A 16,304-nucleotide genomic window follows, 5' to 3' on the forward strand; every position below is an offset into this window, starting at 1 on the left:
CATCATAACGAGGTTCGAGAGGTTCGGCATGCCCCTATGGAAATTAGCCGCAACTGCCGTGGCACTGGTGCTGCTGGCCGGTTGTGGTCGCGATGATCCGCAAGCCGCGCTGGATATCGCCGCGCAGTCACTGCAGGACAGTATCGAGAACAAGGACGCCGGCGAACTGATCGCGCGGATTCATCCTGAGTTCAGCGCCAATCAGCACCTCAATCGAGACTGGGTGCGGCGCACGGCCGGCTTGATGTTCCTACGTCATGAAAATGTGCGGGTAATTGCGCTCAACCGCCATAGCTGGATCGACCCAAACTATTCGAACAAGGGCTACAGCGAGGCACAGGTGGCGCTAACCGGTGCCGAGCGCTGGCTTCCCCAACGCGTCGGTCACTATCAAGTCAGACTCGAGTGGTGGCGGGAGGACGGCGAGTGGCTGTTGGCACGGCTGCACTGGGAATAATGGCAACTCGCTTGCCAGAGCGAGAGCGGCGCCGCTCAGCGGGCCCGACGCCCAGGGGGTCAAGATTTGCCGCGCCAGATCAGCCCACTGACGTCGTAGCCGCGCCTACGGGCTTCATCGAGCAGCCTGTCGCGCATCGCCGAGTCGACTTCCGGCTCCCGTGACAGCAGCCAGAGGTAGTCGCGATCCGGACTCCCCACCAGCGCCACGCGATAGTCATCGTCGAGGTAAAGAATCCAGTAATCGCCCTTGGTTAGCCCCGGGAAGAGATTGCTGAACCAGTTGTCGAAAATAACCCAGAGCTTATCGGTGTGTCCTGGTTGCTGAGGTGCCGCCTCGCCCTGAGCCTGTTGCCATTCGCCATCAGCGGTTTCACAGCGGTTGGTCACTGCCACGCGGCCATCGTCCCGTAGCTCGTAATGGGCCTCGGACCGCACGCAGTTACGCTGGAAGAACATCGGCAGACGCGCCAGTTCATACCAGGTCCCCTGATAGCGCTGGAGGTCGACCTGCCCGGTCGTTTCGGGCGTTTCACGCGCATCCTGACGTACGCAGCCTACCATCGACAAGACACAGCACAGGGTCACGACGAGACGCATAGAGGGTCCTATTTCAGGCCTTGGCCGGAGAACATCATCACCTTGTCGCCGGCGAACTGAATACTGATGAAACTGTTCTTCTGGCCCCAGGTGCAACTGGACATGCCCAGCGCACCAGCGCATTCGCCCGGCTTGCCCAACAACTCTTCGACCTCCGAGCGGGGCATGCCGGCTTTCAGCTTGGCGAAGTTCTCTTGAGTGATCGGGCTACAGGCAGCCACCAGCACAACGGCGACGATCAATGATAGATAACGCAACGACATGGCAGATATCCTTGGGTCGGTCGGTGGCTGGCCCTGCTTGGCCACGCCGTTCAAATTAACGATTCGGAGCGGGTCGTAAGGCAACGCGTGCATCGCCTAGAAGCGGGATCCAGGCTTGGTCAGGAATACCTGCTCGGCCTCGGTGGTTTCCCGGCCGAGCACTTCATTGCGATGGGGAAAGCGGCCGAATCTGGAAATCACATCGCGATGGCGCACTGCATAGTCGAGGAAATCGGCAAACAGCGCCTGGTCTTCGGTCCCGACGAGGCCGTGGAGCATCTGGAACTGCGCGACGGCCTGATCCTGTACCCGAAGATCCTCCGCATGCTCGAGCACCAAATAAATGAACACGCGCTGAATCGGGGCGAGCAGCACATCGCCGCCATGGGCCATGCCGTCGCGCACCAGCTGCAGGGCGCGCTCATCCCCGGCGAATGCCTGCGGTGTCCCGCGATAGATCATGCGGGGCAGTTGGTCGAGCAACAACACCAGCGCCAACCAGCCATGGGGCGACTCAGCCCAGTCGGTCAGCTCGCCAGCCAGCGCCCGGTCGACCAACTCACCGAAGCGGGCTCGGGCTTCGGCGTCCTGCTCGGGCTTGTAGCCGAACCACAAGCCATTTTTTTGTTCGGAAATTTCACTGACGGTGGCGCCCTCGCCGAACCACCAGTTCAGCAATTCCAGCCAGGGCATCCGCTGCATCGGTTAGCCCTGATGGTAGCCGGTGATGCGTTCGACTTCTTCCTTAGAACCGAGGAAGACCGGCACGCGCTGATGCAACGATTCGGGCTGGACATCGAGGATACGCTGAGTGCCTGTCGTTGCCGCGCCGCCGGCCTGCTCGATGATGAAGGACATCGGGTTGGCTTCGTACATCAATCGCAGCTTGCCGGCCTTGCCTGGCTCGCGTGCATCCTTGGGATACATGAACATGCCACCGCGGGTCAGGATGCGATGCACATCAGCCACCATCGAGGCGATCCAGCGCATGTTGTAATTCTTGTTCAACGGGCCTTCGGCACCAGCCAGAAGTTCGCTGACGTAGCGCTGCACCGGTGCTTCCCAGTGGCGTTGGTTGGACATGTTGATCGCGAACTCGGCGGTGCTTTCCGGTACACGGATGTTTTCATGGGTGAGCACGAAGCTGCCCAGCTCGCGGTCCAGGGTGAAGCCCATCACGCCGTTGCCCAAGGTGAGCATCAGCATGGTCTGCGGACCATAGATGGCGTAACCCGCCGCGACCTGCTTGGTGCCCGGCTGAAGGAAGGCTTCTTCGCCCAGCGCATCGTTCTGGCTGAAGCATTCACCGGGGCAGCGCAGCACCGAGAAAATGGTGCCGACCGAGACGTTGACATCGATGTTGCTGGAACCGTCCAGTGGATCGAAGACCAGCAGATAAGCACCCTTCGGGTACTTGCCGGGAATCTGGTAGGCGTTGTCCATTTCCTCCGACGCCATGCCGGCCAGGTGGCCACCCCACTCGTTGGCTTCGAGCAAGATTTCGTTGGACAGCACGTCGAGCTTCTTCTGCACTTCGCCCTGAATGTTCTCGGTTTCGGTCGAACCGAGTACGCCGCCCAATGCGCCCTTGGAAACGGCGTGGCTGATTTCCTTGCACGCTCGGGCCACTACCTCGATAAGGAAACGCAGATCGGCAGGAGTATTGTTGCTGCGGGTCTGCTCGATCAGGTAGCGACTCAGGGTTACGCGTGACATGAAAATGACTCCGGAGGATGGAAAAACCCGCGCAGTTTAGCAGGCCAGGGGGAAACTAACCCTCCCTCAGACCCACCCAGGGGTGGCAGAGTTCAGCGCAGCGGCAAAGTGCCTGCAGCGTTCATCAAGCAGCCGCTCTGGCGGGCGCTTTGCTCCCCTGACGAGCCGGGCGCCTGCAGTGCGCGTAGGACTGCTGCAGACGATCGCCCCGCTTCGCTCAGAGCACCTTCCAGATTTCCTCGGCGTATTCGCGGATGGTCCGGTCGGACGAAAACCAGCCCGTGCGCGCCGTATTCAGCACAGCCGAACGCCACCAGCTATCAGCGTCGCGCCAGCGTGTTTCGACGTCCAACTGCGCCTTCCAGTAAGCCTCGAAATCGGCACAGACCATGAAGGTGTCATGCCATTTGAGGCCATCGATCAGCGCTGTGTAACGGGCCGGATCATCGGCTGAGAAGGCACCGTTGCGAATCGCCATCAGTACCTCATTGAGCCGCGGAGAGTCGATGATGGTGGCTTCGGCGTTGTATTCGTTGGCTTGCTTGCGTGCCTCGACCTCCTCGGCGGTCATGCCGAAGATGAACATGTGCTCGGCACCGATCTGCTCGCACATCTCGACGTTGGCTCCATCGAGCGTGCCGATGGTCAGCGCGCCATTGAGGGCGAACTTCATGTTGCTGGTGCCCGAGGCCTCGAGTCCCGCAGTGGAAATCTGCTCGGATAGGTCGGCGGCGGGAATGATGCGCTCGGCCAGGCTGACGTTGTAGTTGGGTAGGAACACCACCTTGAGCAGGCCGCGCACTGTCGGGTCATCATTGATGGTCCGAGCAATGTCGTTGGTCAGTTTGATGATCAGCTTGGCCGTGTGGTAACTGGCGGCTGCCTTGCCGGCGAAGATCTTCACACGTGGCACCCAGCTGCCGCCCGGGTCGGAGCGAATTGCCTGATACAGCGCCACGGTATGCAGCAAATTGAGCAGCTGCCGCTTGTATTCGTGGATGCGTTTGACATGAACATCGAACAGCGCATTCGGATCGACACTGATACCCAGCCGCTCCTGAATCATCCGCGCCAGCAGCTGCTTGTTGCCAAGCCGCTGGGCAGCGAACCGCGCCCGGAAGTCCGGTTGGTCGGCGAAGGGCTCCAGTTTCCGCAACATTGTTTCTGGCGCGTCGAGCAGCTCCTCACCGATGTGGTCGACTAGCAACCGGGTCAGCTGCGGATTGGACTGGTAAAGCCAGCGACGGAAGGTGATCCCGTTGGTCTTGTTGCTGATGCGTTTCGGGTACAGCGAATGCAGATCGGTGAATACCGTCTCGCGCATCAGTCCGGTGTGCAGCGCCGAGACGCCGTTGATGCAATGCGAACCGAGGAATGCCAGGTTGCCCATGCGCACCCGCCGACCGTGCCCTTCCTCGATCAGCGATACCGAGCGCAGCAGGTCGAGGTCATGCACGCCCCGCTCCCGCAAGGCATCGAGATGCTGCGCATTGATCAGGTAGATGATCTGCATGTGACGCGGCAGCAGGCGCTCCATCAGCCCCACCGGCCAGGTTTCCAATGCCTCCGGCAGCAGGGTGTGGTTGGTATAGGACAGCGTACCGACGGTCAGCTCCCACGCCTTGCGCCAGGGTATGTCGTGCACGTCGACCAATAGCCGCATCAGCTCCGCCACGGCGATAGCGGGATGCGTGTCGTTGAGCTGGATGGCAGCGAATTCCGGCAGGTTCAGTAGCGTACCGCGTTGGTCCAGGTGACGCCGTATCAGGTCCTGCAACGAGGCAGCGACGAAGAAGTACTCCTGACGCAGGCGCAGCTCCTGACCGGCTTCGGTGCTGTCGGCGGGATACAGCACTCGCGAGATACTTTCGGCACGGGCTTCCTCGGCGACAGCCCCGATATGGTCACCGGCGTTGAAGCGCTCCAGATGGAAATCCGCCTCGGCGCGGGCCCGCCACAATCGCAGCGTATTGACGCTCGCCCCGCGCCAGCCGACTACCGGCGTGTCATAGGCGATGGCGCGCACGCCTTCGGCCCAGTGCCAGAAATGCTTGGGCTGGTCCGGCCCGGTAGCGTCGTGCGGCATGGCCGTGACACTGCCACCAAAGCCGATCAGATAGCTCACTTCGGGGCGTTCGAATTCCCAGGGGTTGCCGAAATTCAGCCAGGTTTCGGTCTGCTCGTGCTGCCAGCCGTCGACGATGGCCTGGCGGAACAGCCCATGATCGTAACGAATCCCATAACCATGCGCCGCGATGCCCAGCGTCGCCATGCTTTCCATGAAGCAGGCCGCCAGCCTTCCCAAACCGCCATTGCCCAACGCAGCATCCGGCTCAGCCAGGCGGATGCGCTCGAAATCCACATCCACGCCAGCCAGCGCCTCGCGAGCCACGTCCAGCAACCCGAGGTTGCTCAGGCTGTCAGTGAGCAGCCGGCCGATCAGAAATTCCAGCGAGAGGTAATACACCCGCTTCTTGCCTTCGCGATATCCCTGGCGCGTACGATCCATCCACTGATCGATCATACGGTCGCGAGTGGCGAGTGCGACTGCCTCGAACCAGTCATGGTTGGAGGCGTGTTCTGGATCCTTGCCGATCGAGTAGGTCAGCTTGCTGATGATCGCGTTGCGAAAGGTAGCTACGTCATCGGCATTGGGAGCAGTCGATTCTTGCGACATGGACAGACCTCGTGAAGCTGGGAATAGGGGATGAGGGTTCTTGGCGGCACCGACTCACCGCTACAAAGGGCAATACAGACAGGTTTGCAGGTTTCAACTGAACCTGCGCGACCGTCTGTCCGGCGTTCGACTCGTCGGAATCGCTGGAAATTCCACCGTGGGCCGTTATCATCGCGCGCCGCCATTACCGATACCGCCGCATTGAAGACCCGACTGATCGCTTCCGCCGACCCCGACCGCCTGGAAACCTGGGCCCGCTACAGCAACGGATTGTGCCGCGATTGCCAGGCCACGTGCTGCACGCTGCCGGTCGAGGTGCGCATCGATGACCTGATCCGCCTGGAATTGGTCGATGCCTTCGAGCGTGACGAGCCGCCGAAAAACGTCGCCAAGCGCCTGAGCAAAGCCGGCATCGTCGAGCACTTCAATCAGAAGCATGGCATTTTCACCCTGACGCGGCTGGCCAACGGTGATTGTCTCTACCTCGATCGCAAGACACGCTTATGCACGGTCTATGCCAAGCGCCCGGACACCTGCCGCAACCATCCCAGGATCGGCCCGCGCCCCGGCTACTGCGCCTACCAGCAGAAAACCGCCGCTCGCTGAAGCAGGCTACCTACGCACCTCCTCCGACCGTCGAGTGGCGCCTGGAAACCGGGAAAAAAGCGCATGTGGAAACTGGCAATCTCGTGACTCAGCAGTCATGCTTGACGTCTGCCTGTATCTGCAAACGTTTAGGAATCCACCCGGCATGAGCCGCGATAGCCGCTACCTGGAAGCCATTCTGCATCACGACATCCCACTGACCCGGGCGATGGGCCTGCGTGTCGAGCAATGGGAAAATCACGAGCTGCGCCTGAAGGTCCCGCTGCAAGCGAACATCAACCACAAGAGCAGCATGTTCGGCGGCAGCCTGTATTGTGCGTCGGTGCTGGCTGGCTGGGGCTGGTTGCATCTGCGCCTGCGCGAGGCAGGGATCGAGGACGGCCACATCGTCATTCATGAGGGTCAGATCGACTATCCGCTCCCGGTTGTAGACGACGCCACCGCGATCTGCTCCGCACCGGACGACGAGGCCTGGAATCGCTTCGAAACCATCTATCGTCGACGTGGCCGCTCTCGTCTCACGCTGACCAGCCGGATCCTCGCCGCCGACGGCCGCGACGCCGTGCGTTTTACCGGCCAGTTCGTCCTGCACAAGTAGCACCCCCACCGCGATCCGCTCCAAATCGGTGCGCCGACTTTCCGTGCGGCGCACCGCCAGCGTGTCGAGCCAGACGGCACCGTCCACTCCGCAGCCCTTACGTACCGCGTCCCGCATCCTTCGCCTGTTTCAACTCGCCTCGACGGCCGTCGAGAGGCGCATGGCGGAGCGTTTCGATTTGGTTCACGTCGAGAGGCCTCCGCGCTAGCAACGCAGACATCGCGCGACTACCCTTGGCGGGCCAACAATAAAAACAGCGTCAAGGAAGCCGATACTATGGGCCATCTTCATAAATTCATCCTATTGCTCGCTGTTCTGCTCGCCGGAACGGGCGTTGCCCATGCTGAACTGCCAAGCAACTATAAAATCATCCTGCAGACCGATAACTTCCCGCCGTTCAACATGGGGCCGAACCACAAGAGTTTTGCCCGTGGCGACGAAGTCGAGGGCATCAGCACGGACACCGTGCGGGAAATCTTCAAGCGCGCCGGGATTGCCTACAGCCTGACGCTACGTTCGCCCTGGGACCGTATTTACACCCAGACCCTGAGCGACACCGGTCATGGGCTGTTCTCGGTTACCCGCACACCGCAGAACCAGTCGCAATTCAAATGGGTCGGACCGCTCGCCCGCTACGAGAGCGTTCTGCTCGCCGCGCCGGGTGCGGCGATATCGTTGACGGATCTGAGCCAGGCCAAGCACTACGAAATCGGCGCCGAGAAAAGCAGCGGCGTCAGCCAGCTGCTGACGAGCCAGGGTTTTCAGCCAATCGACAGCCTGAGCGAGGAAGAGAACCTGCGCAAATTGCTCAGCGGACGCATCGACCTCTGGGCGACAGCCGATCCGGTCTGGCGCTACCAAGCTAAACAGCACGGCGCGGAAGGCTTACAGCAGGTACTGAGTTTCCAACCGACCGATCTCTATCTGGCGCTGAACAAGGACACCCCGGACGAAGCGGTAAGTCGTCTGCAACAGGCGCTGAATGAGGTCATCAGCGAAGGATATGCCGGCTGCAGCAAGACGCCGGACCTCTGCTACCTGATCCGCGACCGCAAGGCGCCCTAAGGCGCCTTGGGTCGAAAGTCGTCAAACGTAGCGTGACTTGGGCGTGGCCATCGGCAGCGGGCCATCGCCAATCAGGCGAAACTCACCGCGCGACGCATCGTAGGCACGAATCTCGCTGGTGCCGATGTTGTACACCCAGCCATGAATGAACAACTCACCACTGGCTAGCCGCGCCGCAACCGACGGATGAGTGCGCAGGTGATCGAGCTGAGCCAGTACGTTCTCCTCGATCAGCACCCCCAGGGTATTGTGGTCAGCGCAACCACAGTTGGCCTCCACCACCGTGCGAGCCACCTCGGCATGCCGCAGCCAGGTTCTTACGGTGGGCATTTTGTCCAGACTGGACGGGTTCAGCACCGCTTTCATTGCGCCACAGTCTGAGTGACCGCAGACGATGATGTGATGGACCCCGAGGGCCATCACGGCAAACTCAATGGCGGTCGATACGCCCCCGTTCATGACTCCGTAAGGCGGCACGATATTACCGACGTTGCGTGTAACGAACAGATCGCCTGGCGAGCTTTGAGTGATCAGCTCCGGCAGGACGCGCGAGTCGGCGCAGGTAATGAACATCGCACGCGGCGTCTGTTCGTTGGCCAGCTTGCTGAACAGCTCGCGCTGCTGCGGATAGATATCTTCGCGGAACTGCATGACCCCCGCGATCAGGTTATCGAGCGCCTCCTGCGCCGTTTCGGTCGTCTTGTCTTCGAGACTCATGGCAATCTCTCTTTATGGTTTGGTTGGATACGACGTTGCACGCTCAAGGCCAGACACCGCGAAGGTGTGACAGACCGTAACGAAAGCCGGGAAGCCATCTCCCGGCTCGATGGAACAGATATCGAGGCGCCTCAAAAGATAGACCAGCCGATGCGCTGCGATAGTTTCTCCAGTGCCGCCATTCCGATCAGCGAGTTGCCGGCCTGGTTCAGCTCCGGCGACCAGACGCAGACGGTGAAACGGCCCGGCACCACCGCGACAATTCCTCCACCGACACCGCTTTTACCAGGCAGGCCGACGCGGTAGGCGAAATTGCCAGCCTCGTCGTAAAGCCCGCTGGTAGCCATGATGGCGTTGACCTGTTTGACCTGCCGTGGGCTCAGCACTGGGGCGCCGCCCTCTGGGCAAGCGCCATCGCGGGCGAGGAAGGCGAACGCTCGCGCCAGGTCGACGCAGCTCATGCGCAACGCGCAATGATGAAAATAGCTGCGTAGCACCGCCTCGACATCGTTGTGGAAGTTGCCGAACGCCTGCATCAGGTAGGCCATCGCCGCGTTGCGTGCTCGGTGTTGATATTCCGAATCGGCGACTTTCGTATCGGAGATGATCAAGGGGTTTCCCGACAGATGCCGAACGAAATCACGCATGGATAGCGCCGGCACGGCGAAGCGTGACTGGTTGATATCGCAGATCACCAGCGCGCCGGCGTTGATGAAGGGGTTCCGGGGACGGCCACGCTCGAATTCCAGCTGCACCAGCGAGTTGAACGGCTGGCCGGACGGCTCGTGGCCCAGCCGCTCCCACAGCGACTCGCCACCATGCTGAATCGCCTGAACCAGGCTGAATACCTTGGAAATGCTCTGGATCGAAAACGGTGTCTTGGCATCCCCGGCATGGAAGAGCTCGCCGGACGCGCTGCAAACGGCGATACCCAATTGATTGGCCGGCACGTCCGCCAGTGCGGGAATATAGTCCGCTACCTTGCCCTGACCGAGCAGCGGACGGACTTCATCGAGGATTTCGCTCAACAGGCTTTGCATATAGGCCCTATGGGTGGAGAAAGTCGCGGCACGCCAGTGCATTGCCGCGCCGGCCAATTGCGCCGTAGGCTACAGACGCCAGGCAGACGGTGATCATCACAGTCCATCCCAGCCCCTGCCGTAGGCCTTCCAGTGTCCCGATCAACGCCAGACGGAACCCTCTCATGTCGTCTATCCAGATCCGCCCCGTAACGCCCGATGATCACGACGCCTGGCTGGCGCTCTGGCTGGGCTACCTGAGCTTCTACCAAACCGAGCTGCCCGCTGAGACCAGCGCCAACACCTGGCAACGCTTCCTCGACCCCACCGAACCCACCCACGCCGCACTGGCCTGGCAGGATGGAAAAGCGCTCGGTCTGGTGCAGTGGATCTTTCACCGCTCCAACTGGACGGTCGAAGACAGCTGTTATCTGCAAGATCTGTTCGTAAGCCCGGAACTGCGCGGCACTGGCGTCGGACGTCGATTGATCGAGCACGTCTACGCCGAGGCCCGCGCCGCTGGCAGCTCGAAAGTGCACTGGCTGACTCATGAGAGCAACCACACCGGGATGCAACTTTACGAGCGCATCGCCGAGCGTTCCGGCTTCCTGCAGTACCGTCATGCGCTTTGACCAAGGAAGCCAAACCAGCCTAGCCCTTCCAAACACACCTCCATAGCAAGGCCGGGGTCCAGCGCAGCAGCGCTACATCGACCCCGCGGCGGTTGAGACAACCGCTCGACCACGGTTTTGCGACTGCGCCGTTCAGCGCCACAGTTTCGCCATCATCCGTGCGCGGGGGTATAGTGCCGCCCGCTTTACAGGGCGCGGTATGTGCCCTGGGCATCACCACAAGGAACGAATCGATATGATGTTGAAACGAGCGGCGAGCCTGTTGGCACTTGCTATCTTCCTCAGCGGTTGCTCCACCGCGACCTATTTCAAGCTGCCGGAACACAGCCAGGTGTCCGTCTATGAGCGACCGCAGCAATACTCCCAGGGCCTGGTCAAGACCCGTCCGTTCTTCTGGACCGCCGCTGGCGGCATTCCCTACAAGCTCAGCAATGATCAAGGCGAACTGCTGCAGCAAGGCAAACTGCGTGCGCGCTTTCGCGTTGCGTCGATCTTCTGGCCACCCGGCGGCATCATCTATTGGCCGATGGGCTTCGGTCAGCGCTGCTATGACCTGACTGGCGCCGAACCGCTGACCTGCACCCAAGGCGATCTGATGGAACTGCGCAAGCAAACCCGCCTGAAGCGCTGAGTTGCCCTACACCGCGCTCTGCTTGATCAGAACAGCATCGACGATCCGGTGCATCGCCGGTTGCTCCCGGATCGCTCGATGATCAGCAGACCGCGAACAAAAAAGGGGAGCCTTGCGGCTCCCTAAGGGACATCTGTCAGGCCTCGATCTCTATCAGCAGATCGCCGGGGGTCACCCGGTCGCCCTTGGCCACGTGTACCGCCTTCACCGTGCCGGCGATGGGCGCCTGGATTTCGGTTTCCATCTTCATCGCCTCGCTGATCAGCACCGGTTGTCCGGCCCTGACCACGTCGCCTTCCTTGACCAGCACATCGACCACATTGCCCGGCATGCTGGTGCTCACGTCGCCCGGCGCGCTGGCTTGCTTGCGTTTGCTGCCGCCTTCGCCGACGAAGTTGTTCAGCGGTTCGAACACCACTTCCTCCGGCATGCCGTCGATGGACAGGAAGAAGTGCCGCTTGCCTTCACCTTTGACGCCGACACCGGTGATGTCGACCCGGTAGGTCTCGCCGTGCACGTCGATGACGAACTCGGTCGGTACACCCTCGCCACCGGCGGCACTCACGGCACTACCGTCTGGAATCGGCAGCAACACTTCCGGTTGCAGGGTGCCGGCCTCGCGCTCCTCGAGGAACTTGCGGCCGATGTCGGGGAACATGGCGTAGGTCAGCACGTCCTCTTCGCTGTGGGCCAGCGCACCGATCTCCTGGCGCAGCTTGTCCAGCTCAGGCTTGATCAGGTCGGCCGGACGTACTTCGATGATCTCCTCACCGCCGATGGCCTGGCGCTGCAGCTGGGCGTCGATGGTGCCCGGCGCCTTGCCGTAGCGACCTTGCAGGTAGAGCTTCACCTCGTTGGTAATGGTCTTGTAGCGCTCGCCGGCGAGCACGTTGAAGAACGCCTGGGTGCCGACGATCTGCGAAGTCGGGGTCACCAGCGGCGGGTAGCCCAGGTCCTTGCGCACGCGGGGGATTTCGGCGAGCACTTCGTCCATGCGGTTGAGAGCACCCTGCTCCTTGAGCTGGTTGGCCAGGTTGGAAATCATCCCACCGGGCACCTGGTTGACCTGCACCCGGGTATCGACACCGGTGAAATCGCTTTCGAACTGGTGGTACTTCTTGCGCACCGCATAGAAGTACAGGCCGATCTCCTGGATCAGTTCCAGGTTAAGGCCGGTGTCATAGGGCGTGCCGCGCAGGGCTGCGACCATCGACTCGGTGCCCGGGTGGCTGGTGCCCCAGGCGAAGCTGGAAATCGCCGTGTCGATGTGGTCGGCGCCGTTCTCGATGGCCTTGAGCTGGCACATGCTGGCGACACCGGCGGTGTCATGGGAGTGGATGAACACCGGCAGGTCGACCTCGGCCTTCAGCGCGCGCACCAGATCTCCGGTGGCGAACGGCGTCAGCAGGCCGGCCATGTCCTTGATGGCGATGGAGTCGACGCCCATGTCGCGCATCGCCCGACCCTGCTCGACGAACAACTCGACGGTGTGTACGGGGCTGGTGGTGTAGGCAATGGTGCCCTGGGCGTGCTTGCCAGTCTTCTTTACCGCACGAATCGCGGTTTCCAGGTTCCGTACATCGTTCATCGCATCGAAGATACGGAACACATCGATGCCGTTCTCCGCCGCCTTGGCACAGAAGGCCTCAACCACATCGTCGGCGTAGTGGCGGTAACCGAGCAGGTTCTGCCCGCGCAGCAGCATTTGCAGACGCGTGTTGGGCAGCGCCGCCTTGAGCTGGCGCAGGCGCTCCCACGGGTCCTCCTTGAGGAAGCGCACACAGGCGTCGAACGTCGCGCCGCCCCAGACTTCCAGCGACCAGTAGCCGACGCGGTCGAGCTTGTCGCAGATCGGCAGCATATCTTCGGTGCGCATGCGGGTGGCGATCAGCGACTGGTGGGCGTCACGCAGGATGGTGTCGGTAACGGTGATTTTCTTCTGAGCAGTCATGGTTCGTTCCTCACAGGCCTGCGTGGGCGGCGATGGCGGCAGCGATGGCCAGGGCCAGTTCGCCCGGCTTGCGTTTGATCGAGTAGTTCAGCAATTCCGGATGGTTATCGACGAAGCTGGTGTTGAACTGCCCGCTGCGGAAATCCGGGTTTTCCAGAATTTTCTGGTAGTAGCTGGCGGTGGTCTTCACGCCCTGTACACGCATGTCATCCAGCGCACGCGAGCCGCGCGCCAGCGCCTCTTCCCAGGTCAGCGCCCAGACGATCAGCTTCAGACACATGGAGTCGTAATACGGCGGAATGGTGTAGCCGGTGTAAATCGCCGTGTCGGTGCGCACGCCTGGCCCGCCGGGAGCGTAGTAGCGAGTGATCTTGCCGAAGCAGGGCAGGAAGTTGTTGCGCGGCTCCTCGGCGTTGATGCGGAACTGCAGGGCGAAGCCGCGATACTGGATGTCTTCCTGCTTGACCGAAAGCGGCAGGCCGGAGGCGATGCGGATCTGCTCACGGACGATGTCGATGCCGGTGATTTCCTCGGTGATGGTGTGCTCCACCTGCACCCGGGTGTTCATCTCCATGAAATACACCTCGCCGTCGGCGAGCAGGAACTCCACGGTGCCGGCGTTCTCATAGCCCACCGCCTTGGCCGCGCGCACCGCCAGGTCGCCGATATAGGCACGCTGTTCGGGCGTGAGCTGTGGGCTCGGTGCGATCTCGATAAGCTTCTGGTTACGTCGCTGGATCGAGCAGTCGCGCTCGAACAGGTGCACGGTATTGCCGAACGAATCAGCCAGCACCTGAGCCTCGATGTGTTTGGGCTCAACGATGCACTTTTCCAGGAACACGTCCGCCGAACCGAACGCTTTGGTCGCCTCGGAGATCACCCGTGGGTAGGCCTGCTCAAGCTCCTCGCGCGAATTGCAGCGACGGATACCGCGACCGCCGCCACCGGAGGTGGCTTTGAGCATGACCGGATAGCCGATGCGTTCGGCCTCGCTCAGTGCCTCACGGACATCCGCCACGTTACCTTCGGTGCCCGGGGTGACCGGCACGCCGGCCTTGATCATGCTTCGGCGCGCCTCGGTCTTGTCGCCCATACGGCGAATCACTTCGGCGCTGGGGCCGACGAAGCGGATGCCGCGCTCGGCGCAGATTTCCGCCAGCTCAGCGTTTTCCGACAGAAAACCATAGCCCGGATGCAAGGCGTCGCAGCCGGTTTCCACAGCCAGGTTGACCAGCTTGCGCGGGTTCAGGTAACCCGCCAGCGGATCTTCGCCAATGAAATAGGCCTCGTCGGCACGTTTGACGTGCAACGCGTGGCGATCGGGTTCGGCAAACACCGCCACCGAGCGCACTCCCATTTCTGCGCAAGCCCGCACGATGCGGACGGCAATTTCCCCGCGGTTGGCGATCAGCAGCTTCTTGATCACGCTTCGTCCCTCGGATCAGTGAGCAGGCGGTCCCGTGTCGGACCGTGTGATTACGCCGCTTCAGGCGATGTGTTTTACCCTACCCTTTGCGCAGCAATTACCGAAAATGAATAATTGTTTGGTCAGGCATAAGCTTTGACTTATACAACTGTGCCGAACGTCCTTCATTCGCAACCGATATCCGCAGACGAGAACCGCTAGAGGCCCCATGAGAAAGTCACTGATGCGCATGACCCTGCGCCAGCTACGCGTGTTCCGAGCGGTGTGCGACAACCACTCCTACAGCCGTGCAGCCGAGCAGATGGCCCTGACCCAGCCAGCCGTCAGCCTGCAGATTCGCCAGCTGGAAGAACTGCTGGGCCAACCGCTCTTCGAGTATTCGGGCAAGAAGCTCTATCTGACCGAGGCCGCCGAAGCGCTCAGGCGCACCAGCGAAGATATATTCGGCAGGTTGGAAAGCCTCGACATGCAGCTGTCGACGTTACAGGGCTCATTGCAGGGCCAGCTGAAACTGGCGGTGGAATCGAGCGCCATGTACTTCGCACCTCACCTGTTCGCCTCGTTTCGTCAATTGCACCCTGAGGTCAGCCTGCAGTTGGTGGTGGTCAACCACGCCGAGGCGATTCATCGATTGAGCGCCAACCGCGACGACCTGCTGCTCATCTCCCAGGTGCCGGCGGATATGGATCTCGAATTCCTGCCCTTCCTGGACAACGCCATCATTGCCGTCGCGCCTGCAGGCCATCCGCTGTGCAGCAAAGCGGCGCTGACATTGCAGGACCTTACCGTTTGGCCATTGCTGATCCGTGAGTCCGGCTCCGGCACCCGCCGAGCCACCGAGCGTTATTGCGACCAGAAACGCGCTCATTTCGCCCAGACCATGGAGCTCGGCTCACTGGAGGCGCAGCGTGAAGCCGTACTAGCCGGGCTCGGCTTGGCGCTGCTGCCAAGACATGCGGTACTCCGTGAACTGAAGGCCGGCGTGCTCTGCGAGCTACCCGTCGAAGAGTTGCCGTTGATGCGCAGCTGGTGCCTGGTGCACCCGCGCGGAAAATACCTGTCACCCGTGGCGCAAACCTTCTTCGCCTTCGCTCGTACCGAACGGCAGCGGATCAACGCACTGGAACGTCAGTTCAGCGCAGGCAACCCATAATGATTCGAGAGGCCGCTGGCGGCGCCCGGCCCTTTATCGGAAAACGTGAAGCGGATTTGCGTATACGATATTCTCCGCTCATCCCCCGTCATCCAGAGTTCATTGCTGTGCCGCTCAATTCCTTCAACGCACCGAACCTCGGTATCGTCCCCTCGGCTTCCGAAGTGATTGCCAAGCACCTGCGCGAGGCGATTATCAGCGGCCAGTTCGCCGAGGGCGAGCCGGTGCGTCAGGATGATGTGGCGCGCCTGTTCAATGTCAGCAAGATCCCGGTGCGCGAAGCGCTCAAACGTCTGGAAGCCGAAGGGTTGGTGTCGTTCCAGCGCAACAAGGGCGCGGTCGTGACCGTGCTCACCGAGCCGGAACTCGCGCAGATATTCGAAGTGCGAGTGCTGATGGAGACCCAGATCATCCGCCTCGCCGTGCCGAACATGAACGACGCCACCTTTGCCGAAGCCGAGTCGATCTGTGCCGAATTCGTGCATGAAGACAACGCCGCGCGCTGGGCCGAATTGAATTGGGCCTTTCATGCCTGCCTCTACGGGCCGGCGCAGCGCCCGTTCATGATGCAGTTGATCCGCTCCATCCATGACAAGGTCGAGCGCTACCTGCGGGTACAGATGAGCATTCATGAAGGCAAACACGGCGCCGACCTGGAACATCGCGAAATCCTCCGTGCCTGTCGCAGCGGTGATGTAGACCTGTGTGCGGAACTGATCGAACGTCACATCATCGGTGTGTGTCGGGCGTTGTTCGAGCATCTGCCTCATGGCCACCGCTGGACCGGTATCGAA

Annotated in this window: 16 protein-coding genes and 1 pseudogene; 8 read left to right on the forward strand and 9 right to left on the reverse strand. The window is 61.4% G+C overall.

Features of this window, described 5'->3' with window-relative positions; all coding sequences use genetic code 11:
* Positions 1 to 28: 28 nt before the first annotated feature.
* Positions 29 to 457: a hypothetical protein gene (locus tag ACL0K2_RS12215; protein ID WP_413042742.1), complete on the forward strand. Its 429-nt coding sequence runs from the start codon at positions 29 to 31 to the stop codon at positions 455 to 457.
* Between the two features lie 59 nt (positions 458 to 516).
* On the opposite strand, the gene ACL0K2_RS12220 is transcribed toward ACL0K2_RS12215, so the two are convergent.
* The 5 genes from ACL0K2_RS12220 to ACL0K2_RS12240 form a co-directional block, all read right to left on the reverse strand.
* Positions 517 to 1,056: a lipocalin family protein gene (locus ACL0K2_RS12220; protein ID WP_413042743.1), complete on the reverse strand. Its 540-nt coding sequence runs from the start codon at positions 1,054 to 1,056 to the stop codon at positions 517 to 519.
* An 8-nt stretch (positions 1,057 to 1,064) separates the two neighbouring features.
* Positions 1,065 to 1,319 (reverse strand): lipoprotein, encoded by a 255-nt coding sequence (locus ACL0K2_RS12225; RefSeq protein WP_045160215.1) that lies wholly within the window; start codon positions 1,317 to 1,319, stop codon positions 1,065 to 1,067.
* A 96-nt stretch (positions 1,320 to 1,415) separates the two neighbouring features.
* On the reverse strand, positions 1,416 to 2,012 hold the full coding sequence (locus ACL0K2_RS12230; RefSeq protein WP_413044465.1) for a DUF924 family protein: 597 nt from the start codon (positions 2,010 to 2,012) through the stop codon (positions 1,416 to 1,418).
* Positions 2,013 to 2,024: 12 nt separating this feature from the next.
* The gene (locus tag ACL0K2_RS12235; protein ID WP_045160213.1) at positions 2,025 to 3,035 is read right to left on the reverse strand and encodes a class 1 fructose-bisphosphatase; all 1,011 of its coding nucleotides are present in this window, start codon (positions 3,033 to 3,035) and stop codon (positions 2,025 to 2,027) included.
* A gap of 217 nt (positions 3,036 to 3,252) precedes the next feature.
* Positions 3,253 to 5,712 carry a glycogen/starch/alpha-glucan phosphorylase gene (locus ACL0K2_RS12240; protein WP_413042744.1) on the reverse strand — a complete coding sequence of 820 codons (2,460 nt, stop codon included), beginning with the start codon at positions 5,710 to 5,712 and terminating at the stop codon, positions 3,253 to 3,255.
* A gap of 201 nt (positions 5,713 to 5,913) precedes the next feature.
* Between ACL0K2_RS12240 and ACL0K2_RS12245 the strand changes: the two genes are divergently transcribed.
* The 3 genes from ACL0K2_RS12245 (at position 5,914) to ACL0K2_RS12255 (ending at position 7,981) form a co-directional block, all read left to right on the forward strand.
* Positions 5,914 to 6,318, forward strand: a complete 405-nt coding sequence (locus ACL0K2_RS12245; RefSeq protein WP_239609940.1) for a YkgJ family cysteine cluster protein — start codon at positions 5,914 to 5,916, stop codon at positions 6,316 to 6,318.
* 145 nt (positions 6,319 to 6,463) lie between these two features.
* On the forward strand, positions 6,464 to 6,916 hold the full coding sequence (locus ACL0K2_RS12250; RefSeq protein ID WP_045160208.1) for a thioesterase domain-containing protein: 453 nt from the start codon (positions 6,464 to 6,466) through the stop codon (positions 6,914 to 6,916).
* A gap of 276 nt (positions 6,917 to 7,192) precedes the next feature.
* On the forward strand, positions 7,193 to 7,981 hold the full coding sequence (locus ACL0K2_RS12255) for a substrate-binding periplasmic protein (protein ID WP_045160207.1): 789 nt from the start codon (positions 7,193 to 7,195) through the stop codon (positions 7,979 to 7,981).
* 21 nt (positions 7,982 to 8,002) lie between these two features.
* Here ACL0K2_RS12255 and ACL0K2_RS12260 read toward each other — a convergent pair whose 3' ends face one another.
* A complete protein-coding gene (locus ACL0K2_RS12260) occupies positions 8,003 to 8,698 on the reverse strand; it encodes a carbonic anhydrase (RefSeq protein WP_045160206.1) in 696 nt (231 codons plus the stop codon).
* Positions 8,699 to 8,829: 131 nt separating this feature from the next.
* Positions 8,830 to 9,738, reverse strand: coding sequence for a glutaminase B (glsB, locus tag ACL0K2_RS12265; protein WP_045160205.1), 909 nt, complete (start codon positions 9,736 to 9,738; stop codon positions 8,830 to 8,832).
* Between the two features lie 164 nt (positions 9,739 to 9,902).
* On the opposite strand from glsB, the gene ACL0K2_RS12270 reads away from it, so the two are divergent.
* Both ACL0K2_RS12270 and ACL0K2_RS12275 read left to right on the forward strand, forming a co-directional pair.
* On the forward strand, positions 9,903 to 10,349 hold the full coding sequence (locus ACL0K2_RS12270; protein WP_045160203.1) for a GNAT family N-acetyltransferase: 447 nt from the start codon (positions 9,903 to 9,905) through the stop codon (positions 10,347 to 10,349).
* A gap of 235 nt (positions 10,350 to 10,584) precedes the next feature.
* Entirely contained in the window at positions 10,585 to 10,980 is a 396-nt protein-coding gene (locus tag ACL0K2_RS12275; protein WP_045160202.1) for a hypothetical protein, read from the forward strand.
* Between the two features lie 136 nt (positions 10,981 to 11,116).
* Here ACL0K2_RS12275 and oadA read toward each other — a convergent pair whose 3' ends face one another.
* Together oadA and ACL0K2_RS12285 are read right to left on the reverse strand one after the other, a co-directional pair.
* Positions 11,117 to 12,931, reverse strand: coding sequence for a sodium-extruding oxaloacetate decarboxylase subunit alpha (gene oadA, locus ACL0K2_RS12280; protein WP_239609937.1), 1,815 nt, complete (start codon positions 12,929 to 12,931; stop codon positions 11,117 to 11,119).
* A gap of 10 nt (positions 12,932 to 12,941) precedes the next feature.
* On the reverse strand, positions 12,942 to 14,357 hold the full coding sequence (locus tag ACL0K2_RS12285; RefSeq protein WP_045160200.1) for an acetyl-CoA carboxylase biotin carboxylase subunit: 1,416 nt from the start codon (positions 14,355 to 14,357) through the stop codon (positions 12,942 to 12,944).
* Between the two features lie 208 nt (positions 14,358 to 14,565).
* Here ACL0K2_RS12285 and ACL0K2_RS12290 point away from each other — a divergent pair, with 208 nt between their 5' ends.
* On the forward strand, positions 14,566 to 15,510 hold the full coding sequence (locus ACL0K2_RS12290) for a LysR family transcriptional regulator (RefSeq protein WP_045160198.1): 945 nt from the start codon (positions 14,566 to 14,568) through the stop codon (positions 15,508 to 15,510).
* Positions 15,511 to 15,617: 107 nt separating this feature from the next.
* Positions 15,618 to 16,280 (forward strand): annotated as a pseudogene (locus ACL0K2_RS12295) (GntR family transcriptional regulator); the annotation flags it as partial.
* Between the last annotated feature and the right edge of the window lie 24 nt (positions 16,281 to 16,304).

It is taken from the genome of Pseudomonas sp. YJ42 (genome assembly GCF_047225135.1).
Lineage (GTDB): Bacteria > Pseudomonadota > Gammaproteobacteria > Pseudomonadales > Pseudomonadaceae > Stutzerimonas > Stutzerimonas stutzeri_E.